We start from the raw sequence: 22,949 nt of genomic DNA, 5'->3' as shown, positions 1-22,949 counted from the left end.
ATGGTCAATTCCTACCTCACTAGGGTTTATTGGCGCAAATGCGGCCGACCGGCGCGGATCTGCCGACGATAGGATGATCCGCATGGCACAACGGCGTGATCCCGAACCCGACCCCGACGGTCTCGACCCGGACGGGCCCACTCGCAGCACGCCCTGGCCGTTCATCGGGGCCGTGCTCGTGATCGCCGTCCTCGCGCTGGTGCTCGTCGTCACGCAGATCCTCTCGCCCGAGGGCGAGAACCTCGACGACAACGAACGGATCACACGCACGACCAGCGACTACGTCAAGGCCCTCAACGCAGATGACGAGGACGTCCTCGTCATTCTCCGCTGCGGCGAACTGAGCCGCGGTGAGGGGCCGCTCGCTGGGGCCGACGGCGACATCGACCTGCAGCGCAGCGACAACGTGGTCATCGACGGCGACAAGGCCACCGTCGACGTCACCACCGCGATCGACGGGGAGTCGACAACCGAGACGTGGCACTTGACTCTCGTCGACGACGTCTGGCGCGTCTGCACTGCCTGATCGACCCGGTGCGATCCTGCGGGTCGTGGACCGCCCACTATCCCGCGTAATCGCTCGGGTCTGACCTGTGAAAAGGTATTCCCGTGAGCTACGCAGGTGATATCACGCCGCAGCACGCCTGGGAGCTGCTGCAGGAAAATCAGGATGCCGTGCTCGTCGATGTGCGCACCGACGCCGAATGGAAATACGTGGGTGTGCCCGACACCGCATCGATCGGGCGCCGCACGTTGTTCGTGGAATGGGTGTCGTATCCGGCCGGGGCCCCCAACGAGCGCTTCGTCGACGAGTTGAAGGACGCTGGGATCAGCGGTGGTCCGGTGATCTTCCTGTGTCGTTCGGGTCAGCGTTCGATCGGCGCCGCCGAAGCTGCGACGGCCGCGGGCCTGGCCCCTGCGTACAACGTTCTCGAAGGATTCGAAGGGCCGCTCGATGCCGACAAGCATCGCGGCGGACAGGGCTGGCGGGCCGCGGGCCTGCCGTGGAGGCAGTCGTGAGTGCAATTCCCCAGGGCGGTGCGTTCAGCAAGGCGCTGCCCGATTCCGTGCGTCCCGCCACGCTCGGCGTGCGCGGTGGCGTGCTGCGATCCGGCTTCGAGGAAACGTCCGAGGCGCTCTACCTCAACTCCGGGTTCGTCTACGAATCAGCGGAAGCCGCCGAACAGGCATTCACCGGCGAGGTCGACCACTTCGTGTACTCCCGGTACGGCAACCCGACGGTGACGATGTTCGAGGAGCGGCTGCGCCTGCTCGACGGTGCCGAAGCCTGCTACTCCACGGCATCGGGCATGTCGGCGGTGTTCACGGCGCTTGCCGCGCTGCTCGGCAAGGGTGATCGACTGGTCGCAGCACGCAGCCTCTTCGGATCATGCTTCGTGGTGTGCAACGAGATTCTGCCCAGGTGGGGGGTGGAGACGGTGTTCGTCGACGGTGAAGACCTCGACCAGTGGGAGAAGGCGCTGTCGGTGCCCACCACAGCCGTGTTCTTCGAGACCCCGTCGAACCCGATGCAGACCCTCGTCGACGTCCGCAAGGTGTCCGAGATGGCCCACGCGGCAGGTGCAAAGGTGGTGCTGGACAACGTCTTCGCCACCCCGTTGCTGCAGCGCAGTCTCGATCTCGGCGCCGACATCGTCGTGTACTCGGGTACCAAGCACATCGACGGGCAGGGCCGGGTGCTCGGCGGAGCGATCCTCGGGCCCCAGGACTACATCGACGGCCCGGTCAAGAACCTCATCCGCCACACAGGCCCGTCGCTGAGCCCGTTCAACGCGTGGACCCTGCTCAAGGGTCTCGAGACGATGCCCGTCCGGTTGCGTGCCGCGGTCGATTCCACTTTGCGCATCGGCAAGTTCCTGGAGTCGCATTCCGAGGTGAGCTGGATCAAGTACCCGTTCCTCGAATCGCATCCGCAGTACGAGCTGGCGAGGTCCCAGATGAGCGGGGGCGGGACCATCCTCACCTTCGAACTCGCCGCCGCTGAGGGGGAGGGCAAGAAACGGGCGTTCGAGCTGCTGAACAAGCTGCGCGTCGTCGACATCTCCAACAACCTCGGCGACTCCAAGTCGCTCATCACCCACCCCGCGACCACGACCCACCGGGCGATGGGCCCCGAAGGACGCGCCGCGATCGGCCTGTCCGACGGCGTCGTGCGCTTGTCGGTGGGGCTCGAAGATCCCGAAGATCTGCTCGAAGACCTGGAGCAGGCGCTCGCCTGATCCCGAAACGCTGTGGGATACGCTGCGGGTGCTCTGCCAATCGGGCAGGGCACCCGCAGCGTTTCGGTGAAGCCGGTGAGAATCCGGCGCTGTCCCGCAACTGTGAGACCGGTATTCGACCGGTGAGTCAGGTCAGCCGGCGCCGCGGGCACGTACTGGTCCTCGGACGAAGGACGGTGTCGTGCCGCAACTTCTCGTTGCAGCCGTGCTGTTTTCGTCCTCCGAGCCACGGAGGATGGTTGTGTCCCTCACTTCCCGCAGGTTTCTCACCGCCGGTGTCGCTGCCCTCGCACTGGTGATCGCCGGTTGCGGCAGCGGTGACGATGCCGCGTCCGACAGTGCTCCACCTGCTGAATCCGGAACTCCGCAGGCCATCGTGTCGCTGAGTCCGACCACCACCGAGATGCTCTACGCGGTCGGTGCGGGCGACCAGGTGGTCGCCGTCGACGACCAGTCCGATTACCCAGAGGGCGTGCCGGTTACCGATCTGTCCGGCTACAACCCCAACGTCGAGGCCATCTTGGGCTACGACCCCGATCTCGTCGTCGCCACCGACGACAACGGCGACCTCGTCGCCGGACTCGGGAACGCCGGCGTCGACGTGCTGCTCCTTCCCGCTGCGGTCAGCCTCGACGACACCTACGACCAGCTCGAACAGGTGGGTGCTGCAACAGGCCATGTGGGGGACGCCGCGGAACTCGTCGCGCAGATGCAGACCGAGATCAGCGAACTCGTCGCCTCCGTGCCCGAGCGTGAGACACCTCTGCGGTACTACCACGAACTCGACAACACGTACTACAGCGTCACCGACGACACCTACATCGGCGAGATCTACTCGCTGCTGGGACTGACCTCCATCGCGACCGGCGGCGACGGATACCCGCAGCTGTCGTCCGAGTTCATCGTCGAGCAGAACCCCGATCTGATCTTCCTCGCCGACTCGCAGTGCTGCGGTGTGACACCCGAGACGGTCGCTGAACGGGCCGGCTGGGCAGAACTCACCGCAGTCCGCGACGGACAGGTCCATGTCCTCGACGAGGACATCGCGAGCCGGTGGGGTCCACGCGTCGTCGACCTCGTGCGTGAACTCGCCGCGATCGTCGCCGCCGTCCCCGCAGACCAGCCTGCACCGTGATCACATCGCGTCGCCGCGCAGTCGTATTGGGTGGCGCGGTGGTCGCACTCGTTGCGGCGATGCTCGTCGGGATCCTCGTCGGTCCGGCCGGGCTCACCCCCCAAGGCGTCCTGCTCGATGTGCTCGACAAGATCCCGTTCGTCGACGTCGACTCGGGCCTGAGCACCCGACAGCAGGCGATCCTGTGGAACATTCGCATGCCTCGGGTGGTGCTCGGCGTGATCGTCGGCGCGATGCTCGCGATCGCCGGAGCCGCCTACCAGGGCGTTTTCCGTAACCCGCTCGCCGACCCGTACCTGCTCGGTGTGTCGAGCGGTGCGGGCCTCGGCGCGACACTCGCAATCGTCGTGGGGGGCGCAGCCGGATTCGCCGGGGTGCCCGTGGCCGCGTTCGCAGGCGGGATGCTCGCCGTCGGAGCCACCTACGCCCTGGGGCGCACCGTCGGTGGCAGTCGCACCGAGGTGATCATCATCCTCGCCGGTGTCGCGGTCGCGGCATTCGCCAACGCCATCCAGACGTTCTTCATGCAGCTCCACGACGACACGCTGCGCCAGGTCTATTCGTGGATGCTCGGACGTCTTGCCACCGACGGCTGGTCCGATGTACGGACCGTGCTGCCGTACGTGATCGTCTCGGTCGTCGTGATCATGCTGCACAGGCGCACTCTCGACGTCATGTCGGTCGGGGACGTCGAAGCCTCGAGCCTCGGCATCAACCCGGCCAGGGTCCGGCTGATCCTCGTGTGTATCGCGACGCTCGGCACGGCCGCCGTCGTCTCTGCCAGCGGCCTGATCGGGTTCGTCGGCATCGTCATTCCCCACGCCGTCCGGTTGCTGATCGGTCCGGGGCACCGCATGCTGTTGCCGCTGTCGCTGATGGTCGGCGCAGCGTTCCTCGTACTCGCCGACGTCCTGGCCCGCACGGTGATGTCCCCGGCCGAACTGCCGATCGGCGTCGTGACCGCGGCGATCGGTGCGCCGTTCTTCCTCGTCGTGCTGCGGCGGAGCCGGGGTGTGGCATGAACGGCGTGACCTGCCGAAGTCTGTGCGCGGAGCGCGGCGGCGTGCAGGTGCTGCACGACGTCGATCTCGTCGTCGGCGCGGGGGAGTGGGTGTCGCTGGTCGGGCCCAACGGGTCGGGCAAGACCACGCTGCTGCACGCGCTCGCCGGGCTGGTGCCCGTGGCCGGCGATGTCGAGATCGCGGGGGTGACACCTCGGCACTCGGGTCGTCGCGCCATCGCGCGTGCGGTCGCGTTGATGCCGCAACGACCGATCGTTCCCGAGGGCGTCACCGTGCGTGAGCTGATCCACCTCGGCCGCACCCCTCATGTTCCGCGCTTCGGAAGTGAACAACCGCGCGACCGCGAGATCGTCGAACGGGTCATCGCGAGGCTCGAACTCGAGAACTTCGCGTCGCGGCTCGCGACCGCGCTGTCGGGTGGTGAACTGCAGCGGGTCGTGCTGGCCCGGGCGCTTGCGCAGCAACCGCAGGTGCTGCTGCTCGACGAGCCCACCAGCGCGTTGGACATCGGACATCAACAGCAGGTGCTCGACCTCGTTGACTCGATGCGCCGCGAAGGTGAGCTCACGGTGATCGCGGCGATGCACGACCTGACGTCGGCGAGTCAGTACGGCGAGCGGTTGGTGCTGCTGGACCGGGGTCGGATCGTCGCTGACGGACTATCCGCCGAAGTGCTCACCGTCGAGCGCATCGCCGAGATCTACGGTGCCCGCGTCGAGGTGCTCGACCGCCCCGCGGGTCGCGCGGTGCTGCCCTTGCGTGACCGGCCCGAACCCGTCGAACCACAGGAGCTGTGATGGAGGTATTGCTGCTGGGCACCGGTGCTGCGGACGGGTGGCCCAACCCCTTCTGCCGATGCGATTCGTGTGGGGATGCGGCACGCAGGAACGAGGTTCGCGGGCAGACGGCAGCACTGGTCGATGGTGTGCTGATGCTCGACTGCGGACCGGAGGCACCCCGCGCGGCGGTGCGATTCGGCCGGACCCTCGCGGATGTGCGCCACGTCCTGCTCACTCACGCGCACCCGGATCACCTGGGACCGCAGGCCCTGCTGTTCCGGTCGTGGGTGGACGCGGGGCATGTCATCGATGTTGTCGGCCCACCTGGCGCCCTCGATGAGTGCCTGCCGTGGGTCGGGCCCGGGGACCCGGTGCGGTTCGTGCCGGTCGAGGCCGGCGACGAACTGCAGGTCGGTGAGTACACGGTGCGGGTACTGGAGGCGCAACACAAGGTGTTCCGTGACGGAGATGCCGTGCTCTACGACATCACCGGGCCCGACGGGTCGCGGATCCTGTGGGCCTGCGACACCGGGCCGCTATCGGAGTCCTGGTTCGAGGCGGTGCGTGACGCCGCGTTCGATGCGGTGTTTCTCGAAGAGACCTTCGGGGACCGATCCGACCTGTCTTCCGGGCACCTGGGCCTGCCCGAATTCGCCGAGACCGTCGAGTCTCTGCGCGGATGCGGCGCAGCGGGGGACTCGACGGATGTCGTCGCAGTGCACCTGGGACATCACAACCCGCCGATCGCACAGCTTCGTGAACGGTTACGGCATTGCGGTGCCCGCGTGGGAACCGATGGGGAGGTTCTGCGCATGGGATCCGGATCGTCAGGATCGTCGGGTTCCCGCACTCTCGTGCTGGGCGGGGTTCGCTCGGGTAAGTCGCGTCACGCGGAGGAACTGTCCGCAGGATACGAATCGGTGACGTACGTCGCGACCGGGGGCGCTCGCGAAGGGGACGAGGAATGGGCACGCCGTGTCGCGCTGCATCGTGAGCGGCGACCCGATACGTGGGCAACCATCGAAACAGTCGACGTCGCGCAGGTGTTGCGTGAGGCCACCGAGCCGCTGCTGATCGACTGTCTCGGCACGTGGCTGACCGCGCGACTCGACGTGCACGATGTGTGGAACGGCGGGGATGTCGCGGCGGTCGACGCCGACATCGACGAACTGCTCGACGCGTGGAAAGCGTGTCGTGTGCCCGTGGTTGCGGTGAGCAACGAGGTGGGCAGCGGAGTGGTGCCTGCCACTGCTTCCGGGCGATTGTTCCGTGATCTGCTCGGCCGACTCAACGCGTCGGTTGCGTCCGTCTCGGATTCCGTGACGATGGTCGTTGCCGGCATCCCCATGCCGTTGCGCTGATACGCACGCATCCAAATTGGACGTGGGCCACATTTCCTAGTTTCCGGCCTCGAATCGTGGCACACTGGATCCTCGGTGCCAGCGGCCGGAATGTGGAGAGGAGGACTCGGATGCGTACCAACCCATATCTGTGGAATGGATCGCGATCGATGATCCGACTCCTCGACCATGAAGTCGAAAAGTCCGGTCGACCAACCGGATTCAGCTGCTGACACCCCGATTCCCGGGGTGTGTGCGCCCCGGGTTGCCAGTCGCCTCACGGTGACACCCCGGGCCGTTCACTCTTCGAGAATGTGCAATCCCAGAAGGACATGACGTCCCCGCTGCCTGTGTGGGACACACCTGTGCCGCGACGGCCCGGAAGGAGACAGACCGATGACCATGACTTTGGCAGACCTGCTTGCTCCCACCTACGATGCCCCGGACTGGGACGTCGCCGCATGCCGCGGTGACGCACACCCCGATCGGTGGTTTCCGGACCCGAGCGAGGACTTCGACTACGCGGCACGCGTCTGCGCGCGCTGCCCGATCCTCGATGCCTGCCGCACCTACGCTGCCGAGGACAAGCAGTCCGGTGTGTGGGGTGGCCACGAGTACCGCCGCGGCAAGATCATTCGCTGACGCTGGGATTCGAGTGCGCGATGGGCACGCGGAAAAGCTTGGACCGGATGCCTGTTCGCGTCAGCGTCAGAACGGGTTTCCGGTGCGGCCCACCAGATCGGCAACCGAGTCGATGATTCGCGTCGGACGATAGGGATACATCTCCACCGAGGCACGGGTGCTGATTCCGGTGAGCACGAGCAACGTCTGAAGTCCCGCTTCGAGGCCACAGACGATGTCGGTGTCCATACGATCGCCGATCATGAGCGTGTGTTCCGAGTGCGCGCCGATCGCTCGCAGAGCCGAACGCATCATCAAAGCATTGGGTTTACCGACGAAGTACGGGGCGCGGCCGGTGGCACGGGTTATCAGCGCTGCGACCGAACCGGTCGCGGGCAGCGACCCTTCGGGCGACGGGCCCGTCGGGTCGGGGTTGGTCGCGATGAACCGCGCACCGCGCTCGACGAGCCGGATCGCGGTGGTGATCGCCTCGAACGAGTACGTTCGGGTCTCGCCGAGTACCACGTAGTCAGGATCGCTTTCGGTCAGCACATAGCCGATGTCGTGCAACGCCGTCGTCAGGCCCGATTCGCCCACCACATAAGCGCTTCCGCCGGGACGCTGATTCGCGAGGAATGTCGCGGTGGCGAGGGCCGAGGTCCAGATGGATTCCTCGGGTACGTCGAGGCCCGTCCGCAGAAGACGGGCCTTCAGATCGCGCGGGGTGCGGATCGAATTGTTGGTGAGGACCATGAACGGGATCTCGTTCACGCGGAGTTCTTCGAGCAAGGCATCGGCGCCAGGGATCAAGACGTCCTCGTGCACGAGGACACCGTCCATGTCCATGAGGTAGTTCCAGACAGGCGCAGTAGGGGGAGCATCGTCTTCCGAACTCACCCGCCCAGTCTCTCACCGGAACCTCAGGCGAGCAGTCGATACAGTCCGATGAGTCCGACCACGACGATCACCGCACGCAGCGCGACGGGCGACAGGCGCCGGCCGTAATGGGACCCGAGCCACCCGCCGATCAAGGAGCCCACCGCGATGAGCGCTGCGACGGTCCAGTTGATCCGGTCGAACGCGACGAGAATGTACGCCGTCGCTGCGACTATGTTGACGATCAGGGACAACAGGTTCTTCGCCGCGTTCTGCCTCTGGATGTGGTCTTGCAGCAACGCCCCGAACAATCCCATGAGCAGGATGCCCTGAGCTGCGGTGAAGTAGCCGCCGTAGATACCGACGGCGAAGGTGCCGACGATCAGCAGGGTCGTGCGCACCGGACCGAGGTCGCCGTCGGCGTTGTCCCCGGTGCGTTGCAGGACCCACTTCTGGATCTTCGGCTGAAAAACAACGAGTAGCAGCGCCAGGATCAGCAACACCGGCACGACTGTTTCGAACACGGTCTCGGGCAGGTGCAACAGCAGCCACGCACCGAGAATGGCTCCCGCGAAAGACGCGGGGATCTGCCAGCGCAGCCGCGGCCACTGACCCCTCAGTTCCTTCCGGTACCCCCATGTGCCGGATACGCCGCCCGCAACCAGCCCGATCGCGTTGGACATCGTCGCAGTGACGGGCGGGACCCCGAACGCGATCAGGGTGGGAAACGTGATGAGGGTGCCGGAGCCGACGAGCGAATTGATCGCCCCGGCCCCGAGCCCGGCAAGGGCGATGAGAAACAGTTCGAGCGGGGTCACCGGGGGAAGTCTACGGATCGCTTTCACGCGCCGAAGGGGAGGTCGTGTGCGGTTCTCGCCCAGAAACCGCACACAACCTTCACCTCGGTCGCTATCCGGATACCCCCGCTCGACGAAGCGCGCTTCGGACCCGCTCGACGAGTACACCTGGGCGCCGATACAGCAGATCAGCGCCGACGCGGATGACCGTCCAGCCCAGTTCGGACAACCCGGCGTAGCGATCGATATCGCGGGTGCGCTGGTCTGCGTCGGTCCAGTGGTGCGCACCGTCGTATTCGACCAGCACGCGCCATTGTTTCCAGCCCATGTCGGCGCGCTACGAAATCGGCGCCGTCGTGTACCAACAGGTGAGTGGCGTTGCACAGTGCATCGAAGATCTCCACCCTCCGCTGGAGACCGTCGTCCCGTCGTGCGAGGTCGAATGCCATCTGCGAGGGGGTCGTGACGATCATGCCGTCGACCGTGCAGGTCTCGATGCAGGAGGCCTTGCGCACGACGATTCCGGGCACGGAGCGGACATGCCCGGTTCTCACCAGTTCTGCCGGTGCGGTCGCGTCCAGCCATCGGGTACCGTGCACTGCTGCTGCAGACATCCCGACGAGGACTCCGCTCGAACCGGCCCACAGTCGAGCAGCTTTCGCGCGGAGCAGGGGAGTGGGCTGTATTTCCCGGGCGATGTAGACGTCGCGGTGTAGACGGACGAAATGGTGCCGTAACCGGTGTCTCGTCACGAGTCCGGCGGCGACGGCTGCCGTGCCGGAGAAAGGCTCACCTTCGTCGATCATGTCCCACAGCGTGCACGGTTTCGAGATACGACGAAATCCCCTGTGCACGAACCTGTGTACCGCCGTGAGTTATCCACAGATGAGCACCGCAGCAGCGGGTCCAGGGGGAGGTTGTGCGCGCAGAATCGAAGATATTCGTACACAACCTCCCCTTCGGCAACACGGGATGCGGGCATACTCGAGGCAACTGCAGACGAAAACAGGAGACGTTCGGTGGCACAGGCACTCAAGTTGGGATACAAGGCATCGGCCGAGCAGTTCGGTCCGCGTGAACTGGTCGAGCTCGGTGTGCTCGCCGAGGCGCATGGGATGGATTCGGCGACGGTGTCGGATCATTTCCAGCCGTGGCGGCACAACGGTGGGCATGCGCCGTTCTCGTTGGCGTGGATGACGGCGGTGGGGGAACGTACCGAGCGGTTGCAGTTGGGGACGTCGGTGCTCACGCCGACGTTCCGGTACAACCCGGCGGTGATCGCGCAGGCGTTCGCGACGATGGGGTGTTTGTATCCGGGGCGGGTGATGCTGGGTGTGGGGACCGGTGAGGCGCTCAATGAGATCGCGACGGGGTACAGCGATGCGTGGCCGGAGTTCAAGGAGCGGTTTGCTCGTCTTCGGGAGTCGGTGCGGTTGATGCGGGCGTTGTGGACCGGTGATCGTGTGGATTTCGAGGGGGAGTTCTACCGGACGGTGGGGGCGTCGATCTATGACGTGCCCGACGGTGGTGTTCCGGTGTATGTCGCGGCGGGTGGTCCGGTGGTGGCGCGGTATGCGGGTCGGGCGGGTGATGGGTTCATCTGTACCTCGGGTAAGGGGATGGAGTTGTACACCGACAAGTTGTTGCCTGCGGTGGCCGAGGGTGCGGCAAAGGCCGAGCGTGAGGTGGCGGGGATCGACAAGATGATCGAGATCAAGATTTCGTATGACACGGATCCGGAGTTGGCGCTGGAGAATACGCGGTTCTGGGCGCCGTTGTCGTTGACGCCGGAGCAGAAGCATTCGATCGAGGATCCGGTGGAGATGGAGGCGGCTGCCGACGCTCTGCCGATCGAGCAGGTGGCGAAGCGGTGGATTGTGGCGTCGGATCCGGATGCCGCGGTCGAACAGGTCAGGGCGTATATCGATGCCGGTCTCAACCATTTGGTCTTTCACGCGCCGGGTCATGATCAGAGGCGTTTTCTGGAGTTGTTCGAGCGGGATCTGGCTCCGCGTCTGCGCGCTCTCGCCTGAGTCCGGATCGAGCGGGCCGCTCCACACACCAGTGCGGCCCGCACTCCGCGCATCAGTGCGGCCCGCACTCCGCACATCAGTGCGGCCCGCATTAGGGTGAGATCCATGAGCGCCAACGCAGGGTCAGTGTCGAGCATCTACATCGCGGCACCCGAGGGCGACACCGGGAAATCGGCCGTTGCGCTCGGCGTACTGCAGATGTTGTGCGCCTCCACCGCACGTGTCGGGGTGTTCCGGCCCATCGCCCGCTCCGACAGCGACACGGACTACATCCTCGAACTCCTCCTCGAATACACGACCGTCGACCTCGACTACGACGACTGTATCGGCGTCACCTACGACGATGTCCATGCCGACCCTGAAGCGGCGCTCAGCGACATCGTCACCAAGTACCATTTCGTCGCCGATCGGTGCGACGCCGTCGTCATCGTCGGCAGCGATTTCACCGAGATCGCGAACCCCAGCGAGTTGTCCTACAACGCGCGGATCGCCGCGAACCTCGACGCACCCGTGCTGCTCGTCCTGCGCGGTGCGGGCCGTACCCCCGACGAGATCGCCCAATTGGCCGCGGTGTGTGCGAACGAATTGTCGGCGCACCACGCGCACCTCGGCGGAACCGTCGTCAACCGCTGCGACCCGGACCGCCTCGACGACGTCACTGCGGCGCTCGCGGACCGCACCGAAACTGTATGGGCGCTGCCCGAGACCCCGATCCTGATGGCTCCCACAATGGGTGAGCTGCAGACGGCCATCGACGGCGAGCTCTACAGCGGTGACCCCGACCTGCTGCAACGCGAGGTGCTGCGCATCATGGTCGGAGGTATGACCGCCGAGCACATCCTCGAGCGCCTCACCGAAGGCGTCGTGGTCATCGTGCCCGCCGACCGCACCGACGTCATCCTCGCGCTCGTCAATGCCAATGCGGCAGAGGGGTTCCCGACGCTCGCCGGAATCATCATGAACGGCGGGCTGCTGCCTCACCCGGCCATCGCGCAACTCGTCGCAGGTCTCAAGCCGAGCCTGCCGATCCTCACCACCGCGCTGGGCACCTTCGACACGGCCTCGGCGGCCGACCGCACACGCGGACGCATGGCGCTGTCGGCACAGCGCAAGATCGAGACCGCGCTCGCGCTGATGGAGCGGCATGTGGACGCGTCGGAACTGCTCGAACGGCTGCGCTTGCCGCGCCCTTCGGTGACGACCCCGCAGATGTTCGAATATCAGCTCGTCGACCGGGCCCGCGAGCAGCGACGCCACATCGTGCTGCCCGAGGGGGACGACGACCGGATCCTGCGCGCCGCCGGACGGGTCCTGCAGCGGCGCATCGCCGATCTGACCATTCTCGGCGACGAAGCCGCGGTGCGTCAGCGTGCCTCCGAACTCGGCATCGACATCTCGGCGGCGAACATCGATGATCCGCGCACGTCCGCACACATCGACACGTTTGCCGAAGAGTACACGCGGCTTCGGGCCCACAAGGGCATGACCGTGGAGCGGGCACGCGAAATCATGGGTGACATCTCTTATTTCGCCACCATGATGGTGCACCTCGGGATCGCGGACGGCATGGTCTCCGGTGCTGCACACACCACCGCGCACACGATCCGGCCGTCCTTCGAGATCATCAAGACCGAACCGGGCGTGTCGACGGTGTCGAGCATTTTCCTGATGTGCCTGTCGGATCGCGTACTGGCCTACGGCGACTGCGCCGTGGTGCCCGACCCGACCGCCGACCAGCTCGCCGACATCGCAATCTCATCGGCGGCCACCGCAGCACGATTCGGTATCGAACCGCGCATCGCGATGCTTTCGTACTCGACGGGCGAGTCCGGCTCAGGTGTCGACGTCGACAAGGTGCGCACCGCAACGGCTCTCGTGCGGGAGCGGCGACCGGACCTGCCGGTGGAAGGGCCGATCCAGTACGACGCTGCGATCGAACCTTCGGTGGCCAGTACGAAACTGCCCGACTCCGCTGTGGCGGGGAAAGCGACCGTATTCATCTTCCCCGACCTGAACACCGGTAACAACACCTATAAGGCGGTGCAGCGCAGCGCGGGCGCGGTCGCGGTCGGCCCCGTGCTCCAAGGACTGAACAAACCCGTCAACGACCTGTCGCGCGGCGCACTCATCCAGGACATCGTCAACACCGTGGCGATCACCGCAATTCAAGCTCAGGGAGATGCCCAGTGAGTACTTTCGATCCGCTCACGGCGGGCACCGTCCTCGTGCTCAACTCCGGATCGTCATCGATCAAGTTCCAGCTGGTCGACCCCCAGACCGCGGAAGCACCTGCACACGGGCTCATCGAACGGATCGGTGAACCCGACGGGCGCATCGTCTTCCATCACACCACTGGCACCGACGAACACATCGGACAGATCCCCGACCACCGCTTCGGCCTGCGCAAAGTTCTCGAGATGCTCGAAGGACTCGGGCGCCCACTCGAAGAAGTCGGGATCGTCGCCGTCGGACACCGACTGGTCCACGGCGGCGACCGGTTCTACGAGCCGACCCTCATCGACGACGCGGTGGTGCAGGCTGTCTCCGACCTGTCCGTCCTCGCGCCCTTGCACAACCCGGCGAACGTCGTCGGTATGGAGGTTGCCCGCGAAGAGCTGCCCGACGTCCCGCACGTGGGAGTGTTCGACACGGCCTTCTTCCATTCATTGCCTGCTGCTGCGGCGACATACGCAATCGACCGGGACATCGCACGGAACAATGGGATTCGCCGCTACGGATTCCACGGCACCTCACACGAATACGTCTCGAACCGTGCCGCCGCGTTCCTCGGCCGCGACTACGGCGAGCTGAACCAGGTGGTGCTGCACCTCGGCAACGGTGCGTCCGCGTCGGCGATCGCCGGTGGCAGCCCGCTCGACACGTCGATGGGTCTGACGCCCCTCGAAGGGCTCGTGATGGGCACACGCAGTGGCGACATCGACCCCGGCGTACTGATGCATCTCAACCGGGCCGCGGGTATGAACGTCGACGAGATCGACCGCATCCTCAACCGCAGTTCCGGGCTGAAGGGTCTCTCGGGCGTCAACGACTTCCGGGCGCTTCTCGGGTTGATCGCCGACGGTGACGCCGACGCGAAACTCGCCTACGACGTGTACGTACATCGGTTGAAGAAATACATCGGTGCCTACCTCGCGATCCTCGGCGGCACCGACACCATAGTGTTCACCGGTGGGGTGGGCGAGAACAACGTCGATATCCGCCGCGACAGTCTCGCGGGACTGGATAGGCTCGGCATCGTCCTGGACCGGGAGCGCAACGAAGCATCCGGGGGTGGTGAGCGCAGGATCTCGGCGGACGACTCCCGGGTCGAGGTACTCGTGATTCCTACCAACGAGGAACTCGCGATCGCGCGCGCCGCAGTGGCATTCGTGTAACTCGGTGGACTGCGAACGGCATCGGAAGCCCGCCCCCGTGCGCGGACGTCGTTACAACAGGCTTCGGGGACGGATGGCATTGGCGAGGTCGACGAGAGTATAGCGATGCATGCGCGCCGGGGCTTGTCTTGCGAGCTGACGCAACGCTCCCTCGGTTCCCCGTCGCAGCCCTCGTTCTGTGAACGGTACATCCAGGAACCTGCTGTGCTCGTGCCGGGAGTGGTTCCCTGCACGCACCCAGTCGAGCGCAGTACTGAGAACGAGCGCCTCCATCTGAAGAGCTCGCCCCTCGTCCGGTGGTAGCGCGGACACCCGTCGCGCGGCCTCGCGGAGATCGGATTCGGTGATCGAATCGATATCGCCCTCGCGCAACAGGATCAGCGTGCTCGTCATCGTCGCGGCGCTGTGATGGCGCGACGTGGCGGGCACCTGATCGAGAATCTCCACAGCCGCGGAGAGACTCACGCGCGCGGTGAGCTGACGTGCCAGACCGAACGCGGCACTGACGATGTTGTGGTCGGTACGCCACACCGTGCGATAGGACTCCTCACAGAACTGGCGCCACGCGGACGGGTCGTCGCTCTCCCAATGCTGCAGGATCAACTCGGCGGTCGCGGCGAGCGCGAGCTTCGGGGCGAGCTCTCCCGGCAACGCTTCGAGCACCTTCTCGAATCGCCCGAACGCAACCTCGAATTCCTCCATGAGCATCGAGGCGAGTCCCGCATACCAGTCGATGCGCCAATCGGAGCCGATGTCGCTCTCCAGACGCTGGAGGAGCTCCACAGCATGCTGGGCTTCTCCGAGATCGAGATAGGCGCGCGTCTCGGCGAGGGTCAGCTCGCGGGAGAACGCCACATCCGCACTGCCGACGACGCGTTCGATGCCGCTCTCGCGAGCATGCCGCAGCGAGTCCAGGGTCTGCTGCGGTTCACTGTGCACTGCGGCAGCGAGCAACGCCGCGCTCGGATCGTTCGGATCCAGCAACGGAACAGGCAGCGCTGCAGCGACATTACGTGCCTCGATGGCGGAATCACGTTCCATTCCGTCGACATACACATCGGTTTCTGCGACCGCCTCGTCGGTCCCGAACGTGGTGCGTGGAGGGCTGAACATACGCGACAGACCGGGATGTTCGGTGCCGCTCTTCTGCGAAAGGATCTCGCGCAATACCCCCGTCAACTGGCCGGCCAGTTCATCGGCCGACGCAAATCGCCGGTTCGGATCAGTGTTGGTGGCGCGCAGCAACAACCGGTGGAACGAATCGTGCTCGGCAAGAATCGGTTGTTCGGTGGGCGTAGGCAAACCGTCGAGGTATCGCCCCTTGTCGGAGGGCATGTCGAGAGTGAGCACCGCCAGAGTCCGTCCGACCGTGTAGATATCGCTGGCGACCGTAGGTCCTGTCCGTGCGATCTCGGGTGCCTGGTAGCCGGGGGTGCCGTACAGGTACCCGTAGTCCTCGATACCGGCGACCGCACCGAGATCGATGAGTTTGAGCTGCTCGTCGGTGACCATGATGTTCTCGGGCTTGAGATCGTTGTAGACGAGCCCGATCTCGTGCAGGTACCCGAGTGCGGGAAGGGTCTCCAAGAGATACCCGATGGCCTGCTCGACGGGCATCCGCTGGTCGGGGCACGTGCGCAGCACCTCGCGGAGCGAATGTCCGCCCACATATTCCATGACGATGTACCCCATCGGGGTGCCGTCGGGCCGGGGGTGTTCCACGAAGTTGTAGATCCGCACGATGCTCGGATGGCTCACCTCGGCGAGGAACTGCTTCTCGGCGACTGCCACCGCCTGAGCTTCCGCGTCGCCGGTGTGCAGAAGTCCCTTGAGAACGACCCACCGGTCACTGACGTTTCGATCGATCGCGAGGAAGATCCACCCGAGGCCGCCGTGGGCGATACAACCCTGTACCTCGTACTGTCCGGCGACGAGCTCTCCGGGCTGCAGGGCAGGTGTGAACTCGAACCGCGAGCCGCACTTCGGGCAGTTCCCGGACGTCGGCCCGGGGCCCTTCGGGCTGCTGCGTCCCACCGGGTTGGCGCACTTCCAGCAGAACCGTTTCCCCTCGGCCACATGAGGATCGCGTAGAACTGCGGACGCGGGATCGATCGGCGAGGGCACCGGCACGTCGACCAGATCGGCGACCCGTCGGTGCAGATGTCCGCGCGTGCGGGAGCGTCGAGTCGAGGACCGCCCCGACGGGGTGCTGCTGTGCGGAGCCGAATCGGGAAGCGCCGAACGCTGCGTTGCGGGCGCCGAACGCTGTGTTGCGGGAGCTGAACGCTCGGTGGCGGGAGCTGAACGCTCGGTCGCAGGCCCGGAGTCGGGTGGATCGGCTGATTCGTCGCGTGTCATGACATCCTCAATCGACGTACGTCGGGGCCGGTGGGGCAGGCGCCTGGCCGAGAACCGCGAGATACCGGTTGTACAACTCGGTCCACGTGCCGTCGGCGCGGATCCGCGCGAGGGTGCCATTGACCGCTCTCACCAGATCGTCGTTGCCCTTGGCGATCCCGATGCCGTACGGTTCGGATCCCAACGACGGTCCGACCAGTTCGAGATACGGGTCCTGGGAGGCGAGTCCGGCAAGGATCGTGTCGTCGGTGGACACAGCGTCGACCTGTCGCTGTTGCAGGACGACGAGACAATCGGCCCACGAGGGCACGGTCAGTATCGACGCTGCCGGTTGCAGTTGCTGCATGCGCGTGAGCGACGTCGTGCCCGCAGCGATGCACACCCGTCGGCCCGCGAGATCTGCGGCGCTTCGGACATCGGAATCCTTGACGACGAGCACTCGCTGCTGCGCGAGGAAATAGACCGTGGAGAAATCCACGCGCTCGCGTCGTGCGCAGGTGATGCTCATGGTCTTCGCGACGATGTCGACGGTTGAATCCTGCAGGGCCTGCTCGCGTTCCGAAGAGTTCAGGATTCGGAAATCCACTGCCTCCGGATCGCCGAGAATGTCGCGGGCGATCTCCCGGGCGATCTCGACGTCGAATCCGGTGATGCGGCCGGTTGCGGGGTCGCGGTAGCTCATGAGATTGCTGCCCGTGTCGAGTCCGACGATCAGCCTGCCGCGGGCGCGGATGGCGTCGAGGGCAGGCCCGGTCTCGTTGCCGGTGGGACGCAGACTCGCAGTGGGATCGCCGCACTGCGGCGCCGTGGGCACCGCAGACGGGGAGGGCGCGAAGGCGGCGTCCTCGGGCATCGGAAGCGAGACGGTGGAGGTCTCGGTGGTCGACTCGCGGGGCGGGACCTCGGTTGAACACCCTGCCGCAACCGCCGCGACCGCACACAGGGCCGCGATCCACACACCCGCAGGGCGCCGCGCTGTCACTGGTACTCCCGAAGTCGTGGCCACAGTCCGATGATGACAGCGGTCAGCGACAGCACCATCAGGGCGATCGCCACGGGAGCGAGACCCGACAACGTGCGCGACGCACGGAACTCGTTGTCGCGGAGTTCGTGACGGGTGTCCTCGATGCCTTCGCTCAGCGCCGCATCGAGACGGGCGAATTGCGCGGTTGCCTCATCGGGCCCGGGGCCGGTGGCGAGCACCGCAGCAGCGGTGAAATCGCCGCGTTCGAGCGCCGCCACGGTTCGCGAGTGCGACCTGATCCACGCCTGTCTGGCTGCTTCCGCCCGGGACGCGGCGTCGGTGCCGATCTCCACGGTGCCACCCTTGGTGTAACCGTCGAGCCGATCCCCGAGACGGGTGATCGTCTCGTCGTAGACCCCGATATATGCCCCACTCGCGTCCCGCCGCGCGAGGAGAAGTGTCTCGGCGGTGCGGGACTGCTGCGCGAGGATGCGGCTCGCCGTGAGATCTGCAAGCGGCTCCGCGCCCTGCTCGATGGCGCGTTCGGTTGCGCTCGAGGACACCAGGCCGGCGATGAGGAGCCAGCACAGCAACGCCCCGGTTGCACCGATCGCGAAGATCAGACCCGGGTTGAGGGTGCGTCGGGTCTTTCGGCTCACGAGGATATGTGCTGCACACAACGCCGCCAGGGTGACCAGAAGCAGCCCGATCGCACCCCACGGAGGGGCCACTGCGGCGCGCTGCGTCGAGTTCACTGCGATCACGCCTTGCGTGTGCAGCTCCTGGGCCACCGGCAGCATCGACGTCTGCATCATGTTCGATGCCTCGGCCAGGTACGCGGCGCCGACCGGGTTGCCTGCGCGATTGTTGGCACGGGCGGTCTCGATCAGCCCCGTGTACATAGGGAGCATGCGCGCGACCGCGGCAACGTTCACTGCGCCGAGCTCGTCCTGCTCTGCGAGCCCCGCTGCGGCGACTACGAGCTGCCCGGACGCTTCCGCAATCGCCTCGACATAGCGGTCGCGCACCGGGGCAGGCTCGATCCCGCCCGAGATGAATCCGGTGACGGCAGCCGCATCGGCGATGGACAGCGCGCTGTACAGGTTCTGGGCGGCGTTCGCGAGCGGCTCGGTGGTTGCCAGAAGGCGATCATGGGTGGCCTTCCGGCTACTCGCGACCTGCGCGGATGCCACACCGGAGATCACCAGCAGTACTGCGAGTATCAACCCGAGCGAAATCAGCTTGGCCGGTGTCGACCGGAACAACTCACGTACTCCGTCGCTGCGGTCACGCCGCCCGTCGTGATCCTCGGCCGAGCCTCCCGACCCGCCGACGGAATCGATCGGAGGGGTCATGCGCACGTTCACGGCACAACCCCTTCCTCGAGAAACCCGATTGTGGCGAGCATATAAGTTGAATGGGACGTATTGGCAGGCGTCCACATCGTCGGAGTTCATCCGGAGTTCGAAAGCGCCGGTACCGACCCCCAATGGGGACGTCGTGCCCTCGCGACGGCCGAGGGCGAGGAGGGCGGATTCGATGCGCGGTGATGGGGACGGCTGGGCAGTAGGGCCGGACGGAGGACGTCGATGGGGCGTGCACGGTGCAGCGGGATTGCTGCTGCGCGCCCCGCGGAGTGACGGGACCCCTGCGGTGTTGCTCCAGCTCCGCGCGGCGTGGAGCCACCAGGGCGGTACATGGGCGTTGCCGGGTGGCGCCCGCGACAGTCACGAATCCACAGTCGACGCCGCGGTACGCGAGGCGCAGGAGGAGGCGGGAATCGACAGTACGTCGGTCGCGGTACGTGCCGAACGGGTCACCTCGGGAAGGCCCGGCTCCTGGTCCTACACGACCGTGGTGGCCGATGCGCCCGCACCGCTCGACACCACCATGAACGGGGAGAGCACCGAGTTGCGGTGGGTGGGCGAGGACGAGGTCGAATCGTTGCCGTTGCACGCGGGATTCGCCGAAGCCTGGTCTGCTCTGCGCACCCGCCCGGTGAGGATGCTGCTCGACACCGCGAACGTTCTCGGAGCCGGTGGGCCGTCCGGATGGTGGCGAGACCGTCCCGGTGCGACAGGTGCCCTGCTCACCGGCATCGCGGCGGCCCTCCCACGCACCGTCGAACTTCCCGACAGAACATTCGGGTGGGTGTCGCGGGTCGAGGCGGTGCTCGAAGGCCGTGCGCGTAGCGCGATCGTCGACAACGACCGCACCCGCGTGCACACCGCGGACGGCAGTGGCGACGACGAACTCGCGCGGCTTGCCGCAGCAGTTGCTCCCGATACTTCGGCTGTTCCCGCTACGGCGACCGCGCTCGATCCGGCCGTGACAGTGGTGGTGACCGCCGATCGGGGACTGCGTGCGCGTCTGCCCCACGGCACGATGACGCTGTCCCCGTCGGCAGTACTCGGCTGGCTGTAGGACGTCAGACAGGCAGCGCAGCCTTCAGCGCTGCCGCGGCAGCGCGCGGGTCGTCGGCCTTCGTGATCGCGCGCACCACCGCGATGCGCTGGGCGCCCGCGTCGAGCACCTGCGGGAGACGTTCGAGATCCACACCGCCGATCGCGAACCACGGTCGCTGCGGATGCGAAGCGTGTACCTCCCGGAGGACGTCGAGTCCGGCTGCTGTGCGCCCCGGCTTGGTCGGGGTGTCCCACACCGGACCGGACGCGAAATAGTCCACTCCGTCCTCGCCGTCGGCGAGCACGGCCTGCGCGCGGCTGGCCGTGGACCGGCCGATGACGATGTCGTCGCCGAGGATCCTCCGCGCCTGCTTCACCGGCAGGTCGCCCTGTCCGAGGTGCAGAATGTCGGCGCCTGCGGCGAGCGCAATGTCGGCGCGGTCGTTGACCGCGAACAGTGCCCCGTGGCGTGCACACGCATCGGCGATCACCTCGAGCGCGGCGAGTTCCTCACCGGCCTCCAGGCGGCCGAACTTCTTCTCACCTGCGGAGTCCTTGTCGCGCAACTGCACGATATCGACGCCGCCGACCAGGGCTTCCTCGATGAACCGGGCGAGATCGCGGGTGTCGCGACGGGCATCGGTGCACAGGTACAACCGCGCGGTCGCGAGGCGTCCACGGGGGTCGGGATGGCTGCCGCGGTAGGTGGTCGGGTAGGTCGTCACGGACAAGACGGTAGCCTCTACCTCGAAAGTGACAACACGGGAGTCCCGAGGAACGCGGGGCTGAGAGGGGGCCTGCCGGCCCCGACCGTTATGACCTGAACCGGATCATGCCGGCGCAGGGAGTGAGGTGGATGTCGTGTCGACAGTAGCGGTCATCGGTGGTGGCGTGATCGGTCTGGCCGTCGCGTGGCGTGCAGCCCGCGCGGGATGGACGGTCACCGTCCACGATCGTGCCCCGGGCACCGGCGCATCCTGGGTTGCGGGCGGAATGCTCGCACCGTTGTCGGAAGGGTGGCCCGGGGAAGAGCACGTCCTCGATCTCGGGGCGGCCTCGCTGCAGCGCTGGCCCGCACTCGCGCACGACCTCGAATGCGAGACCGGCATCGACGTCTTCACCGCGGGTGCATCGCTGACCGTTGCTCTGGACGCCGCGGACGCCGCCGACCTGCGCACGATCGCAACCTGGGTGGCGGAGCAGGGCCACGAGATGCGCATCCTCACCCGGGCCGAGATCCGTGATCTCGAACCGTCGCTGGGTCCGCGGATCAGGCTCGGCCTGCTGGCCCCCACCGAACTGTCCGTCGACAACAGAAGGCTCGTCGAAGCGCTGCATCGCGCTGCCGTCGCCGCGGGTGTGCAGTTCGTCCAGGCTTCCGTCGGCGACCTCGACGAACTGTCCGACGACCGCGTCGTGCTCGCCGCGGGGTACGCATCGGCGCGACTGTGGCCGGACCTTCCGGTCCGGCCGGTCAAAGGTGAGATCCTGCGGCTGCGCGTACGCCCCGGAGCAACCCCGCCGCCGCAGCACACCGTGCGCGGCAGTGTGCACGGACGCCCCGCGTATCTGGTGCCACGCGCCGACGGGATCGTCGTGGGAGCGACCCAGTACGAAGCGGACGACACCGAGGTCACGGTCGCGGGAGTGCGCGACCTGATCGCCGACGCCGAAATGCTGTTTCCCGCGATCGGTGAGTACGAACTGCACGAGGCGAGCGCGGGGCTGCGCCCGATGAGTCCTGACAATCTGCCGCTGATCGGCAGATTGTCGGATCGGGTGATTGCTGCTACCGGGCACGGCCGCAACGGAATTCTGCTCACCGCGATCACGGTCGACTCGGTGCTCGCCGAGCTCGCCGACGACCCGCTCGCCGAGGTGGCACATGCAGATCCCCAACGATTCGCGAAGGAGAGCGTGCGATGACGAATCAGATTTCGGTCGGTATCACCGTCAACGGTGAGGAGAAATATTTTGCAGACGAACCGACCATGACGGACCTGCTGGCCGAGATGGGACTGCCCGAGAAGGGCATCGCGGTCGCCGTCGACGGGGTGTTGTTCCCCCGGGGACGCTGGAGCGAGAAAATCGGCAAGGGTGCGCAGATCGAGATCCTCACGGCGGTGCAGGGTGGCTGAACACGCACTCGCGCGGGTGGACCCGGGGCAGGATCTCCCCCCGCTGACCATCGCCGGGCGATCGTTCTCGTCCCGGTTGATCACCGGCACGGGAGGTGCTGCGAACCTTGCAGTGCTCGAGGACGCGCTCGTTGCCTCGGGTACCGAATTGACCACTGTGGCGATGCGTCGGGTCGACGCGACGTCGGGAACGGGCGTGCTGGACCTGCTGGTTCGGCTCGGGATCGCGCCGCTGCCGAACACCGCGGGGTGCCGCGGAGCGAAGGAGGCGGTCCTCACCGCGCAACTGGGCCGGGAAGCGCTCGAAACCGATTGGGTCAAGCTCGAAGTCATCGCCGACGAACGAACCCTGTTGCCCGACGCGATCGAATTGGTCTCTGCTGCAGAGCAGCTCGTGGACGACGGGTTCAATGTCCTGCCGTACACCACCGATGATCCGGTGCTCGCGCGTCGCCTGGAGGATGTCGGGTGTGTCGCGGTGATGCCGCTCGGATCGCCGATCGGGACGGGGCTGGGTATCGCCAATCCACACCACATCGAGATGATCGTGGAATCCGCTGGGGTACCCGTCATTCTCGACGCCGGTATCGGTACTGCCTCGGATGCTGCCCTCGCCATGGAACTGGGCTGCGACGCGGTGCTCCTCGCCACGGCGGTCACCCGAGCGAAGGACCCGGCGTTGATGGCATCAGCGATGCGTCACGCGGTCGAAGCCGGCTTCCGTGCTCGGCATGCCGGACGCATTCCCAAGCGATTCTGGGCCCAGGCATCGTCGCCCCTGGATCCCTGAGGCCCTGGTCGCGGGCGTGATGCTGCGCTCGGACCCATTTTCCGGCAGTCTATGGT

Annotated in this window: 23 protein-coding genes and 2 riboswitches; of the genes, 16 read left to right on the top strand and 7 right to left on the bottom strand. The window is 66.3% G+C overall.

What is annotated here, in order from left to right; all coding sequences use genetic code 11:
- Window positions 1–82: 82 nt before the first annotated feature.
- The 8 genes from ACTDXD_RS03785 (at window position 83) to ACTDXD_RS03750 (ending at window position 7,158) form a co-directional block, all read left to right on the top strand.
- Complete coding sequence (locus ACTDXD_RS03785) at window positions 83–526, top strand: Rv0361 family membrane protein (protein ID WP_440125859.1); 444 nt, start codon at window positions 83–85, stop codon at window positions 524–526.
- A gap of 83 nt (window positions 527–609) precedes the next feature.
- Window positions 610–1,020: a rhodanese-like domain-containing protein gene (locus tag ACTDXD_RS03780; RefSeq protein ID WP_440125858.1), complete on the top strand. Its 411-nt coding sequence runs from the start codon at window positions 610–612 to the stop codon at window positions 1,018–1,020.
- Window positions 1,017–2,240: an O-succinylhomoserine sulfhydrylase gene (locus tag ACTDXD_RS03775; protein WP_440125857.1), complete on the top strand. Its 1,224-nt coding sequence runs from the start codon at window positions 1,017–1,019 to the stop codon at window positions 2,238–2,240. The genes ACTDXD_RS03780 and ACTDXD_RS03775 overlap by 4 nt, the downstream gene beginning before the upstream one ends.
- A gap of 12 nt (window positions 2,241–2,252) precedes the next feature.
- Window positions 2,253–2,398: riboswitch (cobalamin riboswitch) on the top strand.
- Between the two features lie 83 nt (window positions 2,399–2,481).
- The gene (locus ACTDXD_RS03770) at window positions 2,482–3,375 is read left to right on the top strand and encodes an ABC transporter substrate-binding protein (RefSeq protein ID WP_440125856.1); all 894 of its coding nucleotides are present in this window, start codon (window positions 2,482–2,484) and stop codon (window positions 3,373–3,375) included.
- Between the two features lie 59 nt (window positions 3,376–3,434).
- Window positions 3,435–4,397, top strand: a complete 963-nt coding sequence (locus ACTDXD_RS03765; RefSeq protein ID WP_440127520.1) for a FecCD family ABC transporter permease — start codon at window positions 3,435–3,437, stop codon at window positions 4,395–4,397.
- Window positions 4,394–5,194, top strand: a complete 801-nt coding sequence (locus tag ACTDXD_RS03760) for an ABC transporter ATP-binding protein (protein ID WP_440125855.1) — start codon at window positions 4,394–4,396, stop codon at window positions 5,192–5,194. Before ACTDXD_RS03765 ends, ACTDXD_RS03760 begins: the two co-directional genes overlap by 4 nt.
- Entirely contained in the window at window positions 5,194–6,537 is a 1,344-nt protein-coding gene (cobU, locus tag ACTDXD_RS03755; protein WP_440125854.1) for a bifunctional adenosylcobinamide kinase/adenosylcobinamide-phosphate guanylyltransferase, read from the top strand. The genes ACTDXD_RS03760 and cobU overlap by 1 nt, the downstream gene beginning before the upstream one ends.
- Before the next feature lie 375 nt (window positions 6,538–6,912).
- Window positions 6,913–7,158, top strand: a complete 246-nt coding sequence (locus ACTDXD_RS03750) for a WhiB family transcriptional regulator (RefSeq protein ID WP_330136120.1) — start codon at window positions 6,913–6,915, stop codon at window positions 7,156–7,158.
- A 66-nt stretch (window positions 7,159–7,224) separates the two neighbouring features.
- Here the strand turns inward: ACTDXD_RS03750 and ACTDXD_RS03745 are convergent, their stop codons facing one another.
- From ACTDXD_RS03745 to ACTDXD_RS03735, 3 genes are all read right to left on the bottom strand, one after another.
- Window positions 7,225–7,983, bottom strand: a complete 759-nt coding sequence (locus ACTDXD_RS03745; protein ID WP_440127519.1) for an HAD-IIA family hydrolase — start codon at window positions 7,981–7,983, stop codon at window positions 7,225–7,227.
- Window positions 7,984–8,057: 74 nt separating this feature from the next.
- Window positions 8,058–8,831: a sulfite exporter TauE/SafE family protein gene (locus ACTDXD_RS03740; protein WP_440125853.1), complete on the bottom strand. Its 774-nt coding sequence runs from the start codon at window positions 8,829–8,831 to the stop codon at window positions 8,058–8,060.
- A gap of 91 nt (window positions 8,832–8,922) precedes the next feature.
- Window positions 8,923–9,138 (bottom strand): DUF559 domain-containing protein, encoded by a 216-nt coding sequence (locus ACTDXD_RS03735; RefSeq protein WP_440125852.1) that lies wholly within the window; start codon window positions 9,136–9,138, stop codon window positions 8,923–8,925.
- Between the two features lie 691 nt (window positions 9,139–9,829).
- Between ACTDXD_RS03735 and fgd the strand changes: the two genes are divergently transcribed.
- From fgd to ACTDXD_RS03720, 3 genes are all read left to right on the top strand, one after another.
- Window positions 9,830–10,843, top strand: coding sequence for a glucose-6-phosphate dehydrogenase (coenzyme-F420) (gene fgd, locus ACTDXD_RS03730; protein WP_440125851.1), 1,014 nt, complete (start codon window positions 9,830–9,832; stop codon window positions 10,841–10,843).
- A gap of 105 nt (window positions 10,844–10,948) precedes the next feature.
- The gene (gene pta, locus ACTDXD_RS03725; RefSeq protein ID WP_440125850.1) at window positions 10,949–13,033 is read left to right on the top strand and encodes a phosphate acetyltransferase; all 2,085 of its coding nucleotides are present in this window, start codon (window positions 10,949–10,951) and stop codon (window positions 13,031–13,033) included.
- Window positions 13,030–14,238, top strand: coding sequence for an acetate kinase (locus ACTDXD_RS03720; protein WP_440125849.1), 1,209 nt, complete (start codon window positions 13,030–13,032; stop codon window positions 14,236–14,238). Before pta ends, ACTDXD_RS03720 begins: the two co-directional genes overlap by 4 nt.
- Before the next feature lie 51 nt (window positions 14,239–14,289).
- Here ACTDXD_RS03720 and ACTDXD_RS03715 read toward each other — a convergent pair whose 3' ends face one another.
- The 3 genes from ACTDXD_RS03715 to ACTDXD_RS03705 are packed head-to-tail and all read right to left on the bottom strand — an operon-like array spanning window position 14,290 to window position 18,915.
- Window positions 14,290–16,596: a tetratricopeptide repeat protein gene (locus ACTDXD_RS03715; RefSeq protein ID WP_440125848.1), complete on the bottom strand. Its 2,307-nt coding sequence runs from the start codon at window positions 16,594–16,596 to the stop codon at window positions 14,290–14,292.
- A gap of 7 nt (window positions 16,597–16,603) precedes the next feature.
- Window positions 16,604–17,578 carry a glutamate ABC transporter substrate-binding protein gene (locus tag ACTDXD_RS03710; protein WP_440125847.1) on the bottom strand — a complete coding sequence of 325 codons (975 nt, stop codon included), beginning with the start codon at window positions 17,576–17,578 and terminating at the stop codon, window positions 16,604–16,606.
- Entirely contained in the window at window positions 17,575–18,915 is a 1,341-nt protein-coding gene (locus tag ACTDXD_RS03705) for a hypothetical protein (protein WP_440125846.1), read from the bottom strand. The genes ACTDXD_RS03710 and ACTDXD_RS03705 overlap by 4 nt, the downstream gene beginning before the upstream one ends.
- A gap of 72 nt (window positions 18,916–18,987) precedes the next feature.
- Here ACTDXD_RS03705 and ACTDXD_RS03700 point away from each other — a divergent pair, with 72 nt between their 5' ends.
- Entirely contained in the window at window positions 18,988–19,110 is a 123-nt protein-coding gene (locus ACTDXD_RS03700; RefSeq protein ID WP_440125845.1) for a hypothetical protein, read from the top strand.
- Entirely contained in the window at window positions 19,100–19,984 is an 885-nt protein-coding gene (locus tag ACTDXD_RS03695) for an NUDIX hydrolase (protein ID WP_440125844.1), read from the top strand. Before ACTDXD_RS03700 ends, ACTDXD_RS03695 begins: the two co-directional genes overlap by 11 nt.
- 4 nt (window positions 19,985–19,988) lie before the next feature.
- Here the strand turns inward: ACTDXD_RS03695 and thiE are convergent, their stop codons facing one another.
- Complete coding sequence (thiE, locus tag ACTDXD_RS03690; protein ID WP_169686969.1) at window positions 19,989–20,690, bottom strand: thiamine phosphate synthase; 702 nt, start codon at window positions 20,688–20,690, stop codon at window positions 19,989–19,991.
- A 26-nt stretch (window positions 20,691–20,716) separates the two neighbouring features.
- Window positions 20,717–20,831: riboswitch (TPP riboswitch) on the top strand.
- Between thiE and thiO the strand changes: the two genes are divergently transcribed.
- From thiO to ACTDXD_RS03675, 3 genes are all read left to right on the top strand, one after another.
- Complete coding sequence (thiO, locus tag ACTDXD_RS03685; protein ID WP_440125843.1) at window positions 20,827–21,891, top strand: glycine oxidase ThiO; 1,065 nt, start codon at window positions 20,827–20,829, stop codon at window positions 21,889–21,891. It overlaps the preceding riboswitch by 5 nt.
- Window positions 21,888–22,103, top strand: coding sequence for a sulfur carrier protein ThiS (gene thiS / locus ACTDXD_RS03680; protein WP_440125842.1), 216 nt, complete (start codon window positions 21,888–21,890; stop codon window positions 22,101–22,103). The genes thiO and thiS overlap by 4 nt, the downstream gene beginning before the upstream one ends.
- Entirely contained in the window at window positions 22,096–22,893 is a 798-nt protein-coding gene (locus tag ACTDXD_RS03675; protein ID WP_440125841.1) for a thiazole synthase, read from the top strand. Before thiS ends, ACTDXD_RS03675 begins: the two co-directional genes overlap by 8 nt.
- The last annotated feature ends 56 nt before the right edge of the window (window positions 22,894–22,949 follow it).

Source organism: Rhodococcus sp. SJ-3, from assembly GCF_051918125.1.
Classification (GTDB): Bacteria; Actinomycetota; Actinomycetes; order Mycobacteriales; family Mycobacteriaceae; genus Rhodococcus.
This window is presented reverse-complemented; position numbering and strand designations above follow the sequence as displayed.